Origin of the sequence: Pseudarthrobacter sp. MM222, assembly GCF_947090775.1 — a bacterium.
GTDB lineage: Bacteria > Actinomycetota > Actinomycetes > Actinomycetales > Micrococcaceae > Arthrobacter.
Map to the genome: position 1 here is coordinate 302687 of NZ_OX352321.1, position 13141 is coordinate 315827.

General features: G+C 68.7%; 13 protein-coding genes. 6 read left to right on the forward strand and 7 right to left on the reverse strand.

Translation table 11 applies throughout. The features are described from left to right. Positions 1-69: 69 nt before the first annotated feature. From OM977_RS01495 to OM977_RS01515, 5 genes are all read left to right on the forward strand, one after another. Positions 70-1188 carry a hypothetical protein gene (locus OM977_RS01495; RefSeq protein ID WP_264355804.1) on the forward strand — a complete coding sequence of 373 codons (1119 nt, stop codon included), beginning with the start codon at positions 70-72 and terminating at the stop codon, positions 1186-1188. After that, on the forward strand, positions 1182-2630 hold the full coding sequence (locus OM977_RS01500; protein ID WP_264355805.1) for a bifunctional PIG-L family deacetylase/class I SAM-dependent methyltransferase: 1449 nt from the start codon (positions 1182-1184) through the stop codon (positions 2628-2630). Before OM977_RS01495 ends, OM977_RS01500 begins: the two co-directional genes overlap by 7 nt. A gap of 3 nt (positions 2631-2633) precedes the next feature. Next, complete coding sequence (locus tag OM977_RS01505; RefSeq protein WP_264355806.1) at positions 2634-3443, forward strand: glycosyltransferase; 810 nt, start codon at positions 2634-2636, stop codon at positions 3441-3443. Positions 3444-3505: 62 nt separating this feature from the next. Beyond that, positions 3506-4615, forward strand: a complete 1110-nt coding sequence (locus OM977_RS01510) for an SDR family oxidoreductase (protein WP_333473994.1) — start codon at positions 3506-3508, stop codon at positions 4613-4615. Between the two features lie 85 nt (positions 4616-4700). Next, entirely contained in the window at positions 4701-5732 is a 1032-nt protein-coding gene (locus tag OM977_RS01515) for a polysaccharide deacetylase family protein (protein WP_264355808.1), read from the forward strand. On the opposite strand, the gene OM977_RS01520 is transcribed toward OM977_RS01515, so the two are convergent. From OM977_RS01520 to OM977_RS01545, 6 genes are all read right to left on the reverse strand, one after another. Next, positions 5704-6729 (reverse strand): zinc-dependent alcohol dehydrogenase family protein, encoded by a 1026-nt coding sequence (locus tag OM977_RS01520; RefSeq protein ID WP_264355809.1) that lies wholly within the window; start codon positions 6727-6729, stop codon positions 5704-5706. The genes OM977_RS01515 and OM977_RS01520 overlap by 29 nt on opposite strands. A gap of 102 nt (positions 6730-6831) precedes the next feature. Beyond that, positions 6832-7746, reverse strand: coding sequence for a universal stress protein (locus tag OM977_RS01525; protein ID WP_264355810.1), 915 nt, complete (start codon positions 7744-7746; stop codon positions 6832-6834). A 73-nt stretch (positions 7747-7819) separates the two neighbouring features. Next, a complete protein-coding gene (locus OM977_RS01530; RefSeq protein ID WP_264355811.1) occupies positions 7820-8974 on the reverse strand; it encodes a YihY/virulence factor BrkB family protein in 1155 nt (384 codons plus the stop codon). An 83-nt stretch (positions 8975-9057) separates the two neighbouring features. Continuing rightward, positions 9058-9687 (reverse strand): DUF3618 domain-containing protein, encoded by a 630-nt coding sequence (locus OM977_RS01535; RefSeq protein WP_264355812.1) that lies wholly within the window; start codon positions 9685-9687, stop codon positions 9058-9060. An 18-nt stretch (positions 9688-9705) separates the two neighbouring features. Further along, a complete protein-coding gene (locus OM977_RS01540) occupies positions 9706-10119 on the reverse strand; it encodes a phage holin family protein (protein WP_264355813.1) in 414 nt (137 codons plus the stop codon). Beyond that, the gene (locus tag OM977_RS01545; protein WP_264355814.1) at positions 10116-10961 is read right to left on the reverse strand and encodes a hypothetical protein; all 846 of its coding nucleotides are present in this window, start codon (positions 10959-10961) and stop codon (positions 10116-10118) included. The genes OM977_RS01540 and OM977_RS01545 overlap by 4 nt, the downstream gene beginning before the upstream one ends. Before the next feature lie 247 nt (positions 10962-11208). Here OM977_RS01545 and OM977_RS01550 point away from each other — a divergent pair, with 247 nt between their 5' ends. Then, complete coding sequence (locus OM977_RS01550; RefSeq protein ID WP_264355815.1) at positions 11209-12126, forward strand: spermidine synthase; 918 nt, start codon at positions 11209-11211, stop codon at positions 12124-12126. A 28-nt stretch (positions 12127-12154) separates the two neighbouring features. On the opposite strand, the gene OM977_RS01555 is transcribed toward OM977_RS01550, so the two are convergent. Further along, on the reverse strand, positions 12155-13072 hold the full coding sequence (locus OM977_RS01555; RefSeq protein ID WP_264355816.1) for a LysR family transcriptional regulator: 918 nt from the start codon (positions 13070-13072) through the stop codon (positions 12155-12157). Between the last annotated feature and the right edge of the window lie 69 nt (positions 13073-13141).

The following is a 13141-nucleotide window of genomic DNA, read 5'->3' on the forward strand; positions in this document are numbered from 1 at the left end:
CCGCCCCGGCCGGCCGCCGCGCACGCGAACGGCACCCTACGGATTTCAGCAAGGAAAACAGGCCACCGAATGAACGGAACTCCCGGCGACCAGCCGCATCTCGCCGTGGGACTCGGTTCCTCGCCGCGGGACCTGGCGTTCCTGAGCCCGCTCCTGGCCGAGGTCGGATCCGCAGTGGGGGATGTTCCGGCGTTGTTGAAGCTCGCCGAAACCGCCGAAATGACCGCCCCGAAGCCCGGCGACGGGCGGACGGCCTTCCTCTGGGAGCTCCTGGCCTCCGTTACCGCCGTCGACGTCGCGGCCGGACGGATCCTGGAACCGCATCTTGACGCCGCGGCCATCGTCGCCCAGGCCGCCAGCCCGGCGGACAGGGACGTCACGGACCGGGAAGTCACGGAGACTTCGGCTGTCGAAGGCCTCCACTCCGGGGGAGCGTGGGGCGTGTTTGCCGCCGAAGCGTCCGGGCTTCGGCTCGAAGCGGTGCAGACCGACGGCGGCGTCCGCCTCTACGGCTCGAAGCCCTGGTGCTCGCTCGCCCCGCAGCTGGACCACGCCGTACTGACCGCGTACGCGGACGGCGGCCGGGCCGCGTTCGCCATCGACCTGCACGCCGCCGGCGTGAGCTTCGCGGATCCCGAATGGACCAGCAGGGGCCTGCGTGAAATTCCCAGCGGCACCGTGCACTTCGACGGCGTATCGGCCGTGCCGCTGGGCGGTCCCGGCTGGTATTACCGGCGGCCCGGCTTTGCCTGGGGCGGCATGGGCGTGGCGGCCTGCTGGCTGGGCGGCGCCGTCGCCGTCGCCCGCGGGTTCAAGGAATCCCTGCGGACGGCGGCCGCTGCCGGCCGTGAGCCGGACCAGATCGCCCTCGCGCACCTCGGCGAGATCGACCGCACCCTCACCTCCCTGACCGGCTACCTGGCGCGGACCGCATCCAGGATCGACGGCGGGGGCCTTTCAGGCAACGGCGCCTGGAGTGAGGCCCTGCGCGTCCGCGGGCAGGTCGCCGCCGCCGTGGAACGCATCCAGACGCTGGTGAGCCAGAACCTGGGCCCCGGCCCGCTCGCATTCGATGAAGGCTACGGAAAACGCATGGCCGACCTCTCGCTGTACATCCGCCAGCACCATGCCATGCGCGACGACGCGCAGCTGGGGGCCCTGACGCTGAAGGGAAACCACCAATGGTGAGCTTCACCCACCACGATCCGGGGACCGCAGAGGACGCCTGGGCGGGCAGCGGCCTGCCCGTGCTCCCGGTGCTGCCGCTGGATGAGGCGCAGCTCGCCGGGATGGCGTTCGTGATCCTCGCCGCGCACCCCGACGACGAGTCACTCGGCGCGGGCGGGCTGATGGCCCGGCTGCACGACGTCGGCGCGGACATGCGGGTGCTGCTGTGCACGGCAGGGGAAGCCTCGCACCCCGGCTCGCCCACCACCACGCCGGAACAACTCTCCGCCGTGCGGCGGCGGGAATTCGGCGACGCCCTCGCCCGCCTCGTTCCGGAGGCTGGCTGGCAGTACCTGGGCCTGCCGGACGGAAAGCTCGCGGGCCACCGGGACGCCCTCCGCGCCGCGGTTCGGCAGGCCGTGGCGGACGCCGCTGCGGCATCCGGCCAGCCCGCCGAACGGATCATCCTCGTGGCGCCGTACCGGCACGACGGACACACCGACCACGATTCGCTCGGCTCCGTTGCCGCCGAGGTTGCCGCCTCCGGCGGCCACGGGTTGCTCGAGTACCCCATCTGGTACTGGCTGTGGGCCGAACCGACAGCACCGGAGTGGCAGTCCTGGCGGCGCCTGCCCCTGAGCCGGTCCGAGCGAGACGCCAAAGTCTCGGCCATGGGCTCCCACGCCTCGCAGGTCCAGGCCCTGTCCGGGCAGCCCGGCGATGAGGTGCTGCTCCCGCCGTCCTTCCTGCAGCACTTCGAGCGGAGCTTCGAGACCTACGCCTGGAACCGACCTGCCCCGCCTGCCGGCGCCCCCCGCGGCCCCCATGCGGCGGCGGACGCGGAGGGCATTTTCGACGTCGTCCATCAACGCAGTGACGACCCCTGGGAGTACACCACCAGCTGGTATGAACAGCGCAAACGCTCACTGACCCTGGCGGCCCTCCCGCGGCTGCGCTACGAAGCCGGGCTCGAAATCGGCTGCTCCATCGGGACCCTGAGCGTTGAGCTGGCGCAGCGGTGCGGGGCATACCTCGCCGTCGATGCCAGCTCCGCTGCCCTGGCGCACGCCGCGGAACGGCTCGCGCACCTGCCCGCTGTCCTGACCCGGCAGCTCACCGTTCCGCAGGACTGGCCTGAAGGCAGCTTCGACCTGATCGTGGTCTCGGAAATTGGCTACTACCTCGCGTCGGATGAGCTGGCGGGGCTATTCGCCAAGGTCGAGGGATCGCTGCTGCCCGGTGGAACCCTGGTTCTGTGCCACTGGCGGCACCCCATCTCCGGCTGGGAGCTCGACGGCGATGGCGTCCACGCCGCGGCGCGCAGCCAGCTGCGCTGGGCCGACCACGGACTCTACCGGGAACGCGACTTTCTCCTGGAAGTCCTTATCGCCCCGGCGAGCCCCGCCGGGAACGCCGTCGCGGAAGGCGTGCGCGAGAACGCCGCCGCGGATCCGGGCCGCTAACCGGTGGCTGCCCTGCACCTGCCCCTGCCCCGCGGTCATGGCATTGACAAGATCGCGGTCGTTCTGCCCGCCCATAACGAAGATGAGCACCTGGGACGCGCCCTGCACGCCGTACAGCACGCCGCCGACGAGGTGGGCCGGCGCCGGCCGGAGATAGCGGTGGGGGTGACGGTGGTCCTGGATAGCTGCACCGACGGCTCCGCCGCCCTCACTGCGGGATTCGCGGCGGCGGACCGGCGGTTCAGCGCCATAGAGGTGAGTTTTCGCAGTGCCGGCGCCAGCCGCGCGGCGGGCATCAAGGCTGCAGGTGTCGGCGGGCCTCTCCGGAGACGGCCGGGCAAACGCCGCACAACGCCGCCCTGGGCGGGCCGGATCTGGCTCGCCAACACCGACGCTGACTCCCAGGTGCCGGAGAACTGGCTGGTGCGCCAGCTGGAGTTCGCCGAGTCGGGCGCCGACGCCGTGCTGGGATCCGTGGAACCGGATCCCGCCGGAATGGACCCGGAAGTGCTCCGGCGGTGGCTGCAGCGCCATCCCTTCGAGGAAGACCACCCGCATATCTACGGTGCGAACTTCGGGGTGCGGGCGTCGGCCTACCTCGCCGCCGGGGGCTTCCCCGTGCTGGCATCCCATGAGGACAAGACCCTGGTCCAGAGCCTGCGCAGCCGGGCCTTCACCGTCACCGCGACTGACAGCATCCGGGTGCTCACCTCGGGCCGCACCCAGGCCCGCGCACCCCACGGCTTCGGCGCCTACCTCCGGGCTCTTGGCCGGCACGCGCCCGCCGCTGCCGGCCAACCGCCGGGGGAGTGACCGCAGCAGGACCAGTGACACCACGGTTGGGAGCCCGCCCATCCGATACCAGGAGGAATGACGTGCGAAGCAGTTCAAATACAGATGGAACCAAGACTGCGCTGGTGGTTGGCGCCAGCGGGATCGCCGGATCGGCCCTGGTCGACAAGCTGGCGGATGAGGGCTGGGATGTGCTGGCAATGTCCCGCGGTGGCATCCGGCGCAGCGACGTGCGGCATGTCAGCGCGGACCTGCATTCGCTGGAAAGCCTGCGGAAAGCACTGGCCGATGAACGGGCGAGCCACGTTTTCTACACGGCATGGGCGAGGATGAACACCGAACAGGAAAACATCGAAACCAACGCGGGCATGCTGCGGAACCTGCTCGCCAGCCTCGGCGGCCATCCGGCAAAGCACGTAGCTCTGATGACCGGGCTGAAGCACTATCTGGGCCCGTTCGAAGCGTATGCGGCGGGGAAGATGCCGGACACTCCCTTCCGCGAGAGCGAGCCGAGGCTGCCGGTGCCCAATTTCTACTACGCCCAGGAGGACGAGTTGTGGGCAGCCGCGGAGCAGCAGGGCTTCAGCTGGTCCGTGCACCGGGCGCACACGGTGATAGGTCATGCAGTGGGGAACGCCATGAACATGGGACTCACCCTCGCGGTCCAGGCATCCATCTGCAGGGAACTGGGGCAGCCATTCATCTTCCCGGGGTCCGAGACGCAATGGAACAGCCTGACGGACATGACGGACAGCGGACTGCTGGCAGACCACATGATCTGGGCGGCCACGGCGGACGAGGCGGGCGACGAGGCGTACAACATCGTCAACGGTGACATCTTCCGGTGGCGGCGGATGTGGCCCCGGCTGGCCTCCTACTTTGGCGTCGAATCCGTAGGCTACGCCGACGAACCCCGTCCGCTGGAGCACCAGATGCGTGGCAAGGAAAGTGTGTGGGCGGACATCGCCACCCGCCACGGGCTGGCCGAACCAGACCTCGCGCGCGTCGCCTCCTGGTGGCATACAGACGGCGACCTGGGCCGTAACCTCGAAGTGGTCACGGATATGAGCAAGAGCCGCCTGGCAGGCTTCACCGGCTACCGTCGAACGGAGGACTCCTTCATACAGCTGTTCGACCGGTACCGGGCCGACCGACTGATCCCGGCCGCCGCCGGTTCCCAGCCGGGTGACTGACCGCCGGCCTCCGGACTGACGCCCCGCCACCGGCGGCGGGCCCTTCAGCCCTAGCCCTCCCGCGGAGGTGGTGCCAATGTGAACCATGCGGTTGAACTTCTCCGACCAGCGCCGGCTCGTGGCGGTGGGGGCCGCCATTGCGCTGGTGGCAGCGGGGCTGGTCCTGGCGCTCATCTTTGCTGCACGTCCGCCTGCCGCGGGGCCGGGGGCGCCGGCCACAACCCCTGGCAACGCCAGCTCGGTGACCTCGGGTGCGTCCGCCAGCGCGACGCCGTCGGAAACTCGAGTGCCGGACCCGAGCGGATCCGCGCCCCTTGAACCGGGGCCGGCACCACCGGCTTCGGCACCACCCGTCTCGGCGGAGCCGGTGCCCGTTCCGCCGGTACTGCCTCCCGCGCCACCCGCCCCGGAGCCACCCGCCCCACCAGCCACCGCCCCGGAGCCTCCAGCTCCGGTGCCTCCCGCCCCCGGGGCGCCGTTTCCCGCGGCGCTCGCCGGCCGAGACCTTGAAGTCATTCCCGGTGCCGGACCGGTGGTGGCATTGACGTTCGACGCCGGAGGCAACTCCGCCGGACTTCCCAGGATCCTGCAGACTCTTGCGTCCACCGGCGTCCGCGGCACGTTCTTCCTGACCGGCAGCTGGGCCACTTCCAACCCTGCGGGAGTCGCCGCGATTGTGGCCGGCGGACACCGGCTGGGCAACCACTCGATGACGCATCCGGGCTTCACCGGACTTCCTGATGCTGCAATCGGGGACCAGCTGACCAGGGCGCAGCAGGCCATCCAGGCAGCCGGCGGCGATCCGCGGCCGTTGTTCCGGTTTCCCTTCGGCGAACGCGATGCCCGGACGATCGCCACGGTGAACAGGCTTGGCTACCTGCCGGTCCGCTGGACCGTGGACACCCTGGGGTGGAAGGGCGCCAGCGGTGGGATCACGGCGCAGGTCGTGGCGGACCGGGTCCTCGCGCAGCTGCGACCGGGGGAGATTGTCCTGATGCACGTCGGGTCCAACCCCAATGACGGAACCACACTCGACGCCGACGCCCTCGGCCAGATCATCACCCGGATCCGGGAGTCGGGTTACGGCTTTACCGCCCTTGATGCCCTGCTCGGGTAGCTGTTCGATCGCCGAGCAACTGGCCCGGCTCAGCCACCTGCAGCACGGCGGCACCGGTGATACGGCCCTCCTCGAGATCCAGCAGAGCCTGGTCCGCGGAGGAAAACGGGTAGGTCACGGTGGTGGGGCGCAGCGGAATCTCCGCGGCGATGCTGAAGAATTCCTCGCCGTCGGCACGGGTGTTGGCGGTGACGCTGCGGAGTTGGCGTTCCTGAAACAGTTCCCGGGCGTAGTTCAGCGGCGGGATGTCGCTCAAGTGAATGCCAGCGACCGCGAGGATACCGCCACGGTCCAGGGCACGCAGCGCCACCGGCACCAAGCGGCCAGCGGGCGCGAAGAGGATGGCGGCGTCCAGCGGGTCCGGCGGGGCCGCCTCCGCGCCGCCGGCGAACGTAGCACCCAGCTCCAGGGCAAAACGGCGGGCGTCCTCCGACCGTGTCATAACGTAGAGGCGGGCGCCCTGGTAGAGGGCGATCTGGGCGGCCAAATGAGCTGACGCGCCGAAACCATAGATCCCCAACCGGCCTCCGATGGGCAGCTCCGCCCGGACCAGCGCGCGGTACCCGATGATGCCGGCGCAGAGCAGGGGAGCGGCCTCCTGATCCGAGAAGACGTCCGGAATACGGTAGGCGAAGTTCTCCGCCACGGTGACCAGTTCGGCATACCCGCCGTTCCGGTCCCACCCGGTGAAGGTCGGGTTCAGACAGAGGTTTTCCCCGCCGCGCAGGCAAAACCGGCAGGAACCGCACGTCCCGCCCAGCCATGCCACGCCGACGCGCTCGCCCCGTTTAAACCTTTTGGCCCGTGGGCCGCACTGAAGGACTTCGCCGACGACTTCGTGCCCGGGAATGATCCCGTCGTGCTTCGGCGCAAGATCGCCCACGGCCAGATGCAGATCGGTACGGCAGACCCCGCAGACCCGGACCCTCAGGAGCACTTCACCGGGACCGGGGCGGGGATCAGGGCACTCCACGGCGACCAGGGGGCCGGTCCTCATCGGTCCCGGCCGGGCCACCCGCCAAGCTCGCACCGCGCCCTCCTCTTCTAGCGCCTTCCTTCCCTGGCAGCGGGGCCTTTAGGGACGCGCTCGGGCCTGGTGTCAGCGCGTGATCAGCACGTTGCAACGCGCCTTGTGCAGCACGGCGGAGACGGTGTTTCCGGGACCGCCCTCCCGATTGTGCGTGCCGATCACCAGGACGTCCGCGTCGCCGGCTGCCGCCAGCAGCTCCTTGGACGCGGCCCGGCCGTGGACCAGGGTGCCCGAAACCGCCAACTCCGGCGCCAGTTTCCGCGCCTCAGCCAAGGCGTGGTCCAGCACTTCCTGGCCGTGGAGCGGGGTGTGGCGGCCATGCTCGTCATGGTCCCCGCCGCGGGACTGGTCGATGTGAATCACCTGGAGCGAGGTGCCGAGCGTGGCCGCCAGATGGATGGCACCGGCCAGGGCCGCTGAACTCCGTGACGTCCCGTCAATGCCCACGAGGACGGGCCTATCGGGGCCGCGCGGACGCCGGATTACTATCAGCGGGCACGGCGAGGAGCCGGCCAGCTCCAGGCAGACGGACCCCGCCAGTTGTCCCAGCAGGCTTCCGACGCCGCGGCTGGCGATCACCAGGAGGCGTGCGTCCCGGGAAGCGCTCCGGAGAACCTGGGCCGGCAGTCCGGCTTCCATGACGCCGTCGACGGCGTCCCCGTTGGCGTCGGCCGGGCCGGCGGCACCGCCGTCCGCCGCGGTTCCCGGGACGACGCCTGACAGCGGGCGGTAGGCCTGACGGGCCAGCTCGATGCCTTCGGCGACGATTGTCTCAGCGGAATGCCGTAGCCCGCTGCCCTCCACACCCTTGACCGGCCCGAGGTTCTTGGTGAAGATCGGCCAGACCCAGGCATGCACCACACGGAGCGGGGACTGGAGGGTGGCCGCGTACTCCGCCGCCCACCGGACCGCTTGCTGCGCTGCCTCGGACCCGTCGTAGCCCACCGCCACGGTGTTGCGCCCCTGCCCTGCTGCGGGTGCCAACTGCTTCCTCCCGGGTCAGCCCGGCGCGGACCGCCGGATCTTGCCCCAGTAGACAGCAAGTGGCCTGCCCCGGCTAGGGGCTTTGGTCCCGCGAGTCGCGACGGTTCGCGGCATCCCTTCGGCCTGCATCTTGGTCCGCGTTGCCGTGCTGTTCCCGCAGCTCGCGGCCGTGACGGATATCTTCCTCTTCCTTTTCCTGCAGTTTGTCGCTCTTCGTGGTGTCACGGGGCGGCAGCTGGATAGTTTCCTCGGCCTCGATGCCGGCCTGGAGCTGGCGGCCACGTTCCATCTCGGCGTCGAACTCGGCACCGAACAGCAGGGACATGTTCAGGATCCAGAGCCACAGCAGTGAAACGATGACGCCGCCGATGGTCCCGTACGTCTCGTTGTAGCTGCTGAAGTTGGCGACGTACAACGCGAAGCCGAGTGAGGCCAGCAGGAAGATCACCAGGGCTATGAAGGACCCCAGGCTCATCCAGCGGAACTTGGGCTGTTTCACGTTCGGGGTGGCGTAGTAGAGGATGGCGATCGCCACCACCACAAGAGCCACCATGACCGGCCATTTGAGGATGTTCCAGACGGTCAGGAAGGCGCCGCCCACACCGATCGCGTCGCCGACGGATTCAGCCACCGGGCCGGTGAGGACCAGCATTGCGGCCAGCACGACGACTATCAGCAGGTTGACGACGGTAACGCCAAGCACGGTGCCCCGGAGCTTGATGAACGGCCGGCCCTCGTCGATTTCATACACCCGGTTCATCGCCCGGGCAAACGCCCCGACATAGCCGGACGCGGACCAGAGGGCGGTGAGGATGCCGATCACCAGGGTCAAGCCGGCCGCGGAGGAGCTGGTGAGCTTCTGGATCGGCTCGCGGATGGCCTCTACCGTGTCGGCCGGGGCGAAGCCCTGGACGATCTCCAGGAGCGCGCCGGTAGTCTTGTCGGCCTGGCCGAAGATGCCCAGCAGCGATACCAGGGCCAGCAACGCCGGGAAGAGCGAAAGGACCGCGTAGTAGGTCAGGGAAGCGGCGAGGTCCGGACACTGGTCGTTGGTAAATTCGCGCAGAGTCTTCTTCGCGATGTATTTCCACGAGGGTTTAGTGACATCCGTGGGGCTGTCCGGCTTGCGGGAGTCGTCCGGGGCAGGCGCCCTGCGGGCCTTCGCCGTGCTGCTTTCCTCGGTTTCCGCGTTGGTAGGGGCGTGCTCGGCGGCGTCGTTCTTTGCCATGGGGACCATCCTTTGAGGGGGTTCAGTGCAGCGGCCGGCCGCCCGTCACGTCAGCTTGGGCGGCCAGCCGGGTTCCGGCGTGCTTAAGCCTGCTGGACGTTGTCCTTGGCGTCCGCAGCTTTATCCTTCACATCGGCCACGGCGCCCTGGCCTTCGGCCTTGACGTGCTCGGTGGCGTCCGCGGCCGTTGCCTTGACGTTTTCCATGGCCGCCTGGGCGGGCTCCTTGAGCCCTTCGGCAATGTTCTTGGCGGCGTCCGTGAGTTCCGTCGTGAGCGGTTCCGCAGCCGTCTTCAGCGCCTCGGCCGCTTCGCGCTCCTTCTGGCTGGCAGGAATCAGGGACGAAACCAGCAGGCCTGCCCCGAATGCGATCAGCCCGGCTGCCAGCGGGTTGCCCTGGGTTTTGGCCTTGACCTGGGTCGGCGCGTCCCCGATGGCGGAGCCGGCGTTCCCAAGGGCGGTGCCGGCGTCGCCGAGGTGCGAACCGGCACTGCCGGTCGCGGAATGCACGTTATCCGCTGCGTGGTCGGCTGCTCCCATGACTTTCTCCTTTACTCCAAAGACGGCGTCCTTGACGGACTCTTTGACCTTGTCACTCTGCCGTTGGACGATGTGCGACGGCGTGACCTTGTCCGCCACGGCGTCGACGTTGGTGCCGAGCCGTGCGCGGGTTGCTTCGATATCTGCTCGGATGACATCCGGGTTTTCACTCATACTGTTTCCTCGCTGGATCTAAGAGTTGGGCTTAAGCGTGGGGGGAATTTCCTGCAGCGTCTCAGCCGTCTGGGGCAGGCCCTTGATCGCCTTCAGCTCCTTGCGTCCGGTCGAGGCCAGGACGGCAGCAACGATGCCCCAGATGATTGCTACAACGACGCCGGACCAGCCGAGTCCCATCCACTGTCCGAGCGCCCACCAAAGGGCGAGTGAGAGGAACACCAGCACGAAATGCCCCGCGACGCCGGCGCCGGCGAGCATGCCGCTGCCTTTGCCGGCCCGCGTGGCAGACTGTTTGAGCTCGACCTTGGCCAGCTCGACTTCCTGCCGCATCAGGGTGGACATGTCCCGTGTCACGTCACCAAGCAGCTCACCCAGGGACGAGGTTTCGGCCTTGGCGTGCGCGGGGGTGGGAGGCACTTCGCTGCTCATCGACGGCCCCCGTCGAAGGGGTCATCGCGGAGCGGATCGGCCCGCAACGGATCGGTGACTACCGGCTCTGAGCCCCACCGGTCCTGCCGGCCGGCGACGCCCGGGGCGGCGTCCAGCGGGCTGGGCGGGTAGGTGTCAGCCAAGCCTGCGGTCGTCGTTGCCGGAGCCGGCAGCTGCACGGGCGGCGGCGGAACGGCCGTCCCGGTATCCGGAACACGCGAGACCGATGCCGTGCCCGTCGATTCAGGGGCGCCGGCGCTGAGGCTGCGGCTGAGCCGTCCGGCCAATACGCCGGCACCGGCCGCGAGCAGCAGGAACGTGCCCGGACGCTGGCGAGCGAACGACTTCACTTCTGTCAGGAGGGAACCCGGATCGCGTCCGTCAAGCCAGGCCGCGACGGCGGAGGACCGCTCGGCGGCTTGGCGCACCAGGTCACTGGCGACGCCGGGCTGATCCGGCGCGGAGGCCATGGAGTGCAGCTCGGTCGAGATGGAACGCAGGCCCTCGGCGACTTTCTGCTGCTGCGTGCCGGCCTGGTCGGTGAGATCCGTCTTGGCCTGGTGCAGGAGGTCCTTGGCGTTTGTCTTGACCTCGGCCGCGACGTTGGCGGCTTCCGCCTTTGCCGTACCTGCAACATTTTGGGCGGCGTCGGTGGCCTGGCGGGCTACTTCCGCGGCCTCTTCCTTGGCTGCATCCTTCTTAGAGTCTGCACCTGCGGGTGCGCCAAGCGGTGTTCCGGCGCTCGTGCCGGCGGGGAATGTCGATGCCGGCCGGAGGGGAGTCTGCTGGGTAGCCGAAGGGGTGCCGAGGCTCCCGTCCTGGGGCCATTGGTTCTCTGTCATCTTCGCTCTCTTTCCAAGAAGATCGGATGCTGATCGCAAACCAGCAATACTGGAGTACTAATAGTAAGCATGGTTACTATCGAATAGTAAGTACCCTTGCTGTTATTTTTTTCGTGCCGCCTGACGTGCCGCCTGACGTGCCGCGTGACGTGCCCCCTACTGATGGGGAGTTTGCTGTCCGGGGGCCGAATGGGCGGGGCAGTACGGTGAACTAGGGTTAAAGGATGAGTAAAACGGCGGCCGGCTGATGGCGAAGCGGGGCAGGGCAGCCAACCGGAATGCCGGGCCGGCGGCGCCGGGAGTCGTGGATGTGCCGAAGGGAAGCCGGCCCGACGGCCCGGTCGAGGGCGTTTACTACATCGACACGGGCGACTGTGAGCTGATTCCGGACCAGGACAATTCCACCGGCTGGTTGCTGCGCATCAACGGCGTAATGAGCTCCCATATCGATCTGGCCGATCCGCTGTTTCTTGATTTCGAGTACATGCGCTGGATCGCCGCGCTGGTGGAGTCCCGCTGGACCCCGGACGCAAGGCCCAAGCTGCGCGCCCTGCACCTCGGCGGCGGAGCATGCTCCTTGGCGCGATATTTCCATGCTGCCTATCCGGAGGCCCGCCAGGTGGTGGTGGAGCTGGACGGCAAGCTCGCCGAGTACGTCCGCGGCTGGTTTGATCTGCCCAAAGCCCCGCTGTTGCGGCTGCGCGTAGGGGAGGCGCGGGAGGTCACCGAAAGCCTCACCCCGGAGACCCGCGACGTCATCATCCGCGATGTCTTTGCCGGCTCGGTGACACCCCGGGCGCTGACCACCCGGGAATTCACCGCGCACGCCAAGCGGGTCCTGGCGCCGGGCGGGATCTATGTGGTCAATTCCGGAGATGCCCCGGATTTGAGGAATGCCCGCGAGGACGCGGCCACCATCGCCGACGCTTTCAAGCACACGGTGATCATTGCGGACCCGGCGATGCTCAAGGGCCGGCGCTACGGCAACATGGTCATGGCCGGCAGCGATCTTCCGTTCGAGGACGACCCCCGGCTGGCGCGCCGCCTGCTGGGCGGTGCGATGCCGGCCCACATCTGGAACGACGCCCGGGTCCGGGCCTTCGCCGCCGGCTCCCCGGTGCGGCGCGACCCCAAAGTCCCGGAGCTCCCGCCGATTGCTCCGTAACTGCCCTTTTGCGGCCTCTAAACGGCGTTTACGGAGCAGTCGATGGGTTCCCGCCCCGGCCCATCAGTGCCTCGCGGTGGTTGGCCGTCTGTTGCCGCAGCGCTTGCACCACCGCCGCCACCGCCGGCCGGCGCATGGAATCGGGACGCAACACCATCCAATACGGCAGCAGCTCGGCAAACTTCTCTGGCAGCAGCCGAACAAGGTCCGGGTGCAGATCCGCCGCGAAACAGGGCAGGAACCCGATCCCGGCGCCGGCGCGCGTTGCCTCCACATGGACAAAGACGTTGGTGGAGCTTAGCCCTTCCCGCATGGTCGGCACGAGCCGGCGCGGCGCGTCCAGATCGTCCACCTGGAGCATGGAGTCGACAAAATACACGAGGGCATGGGCCGTCAGCTCCTCCACCGTCGCCGGGGTGCCATACTCCGCGAGGTAGTCGCGGGAAGCGTACATCCCGAGCATGTATTCGCCGAGCCTCGCCGCCGCAGCCCGGTGCACCTGGGGCTCTCCCACCACCACTTCGATATCCAAGCCGGAGCGCTGCTGTAGTGCCCGCCGGGTCACCGTGATGATCTCGACGCTCAGGCCGGGGTGTTCACGGCGCAGCCGGGCGACCGCGGGGGCCGCGATGTAGGCGCTGAATCCGTCGGTTGCGGTCATCCGAACGACGCCGGTGATCGGGTCCGGCGTGCGGCCGGTCTGTTCGAGCGCCCGGACGGCCTCCTCCACCCGCTCTCCCACCTGCACGGCTTCAACCCCGAGGTCCGTGAGCTCCCAGCCCCCTGCGGCGCGGGACAGCACGCGGCCCCCCAGCGCCTTCTCCAGCGCGGCGATCCTGCGGGAGACAGTGGTGTGGTTCAGCCCCAAGGTCTGGGCCGCCGTCGTGAACTTTGCGGAACGGGACACGGCCAGCAGCACCAGCAGGTCATCGGGGTTAGCCTTCATATCTGCAATTCTGCACACAAGGGGTGCCGGTTTGACCATTGAATCGCCCACTTTCTGCGGCAATACTCA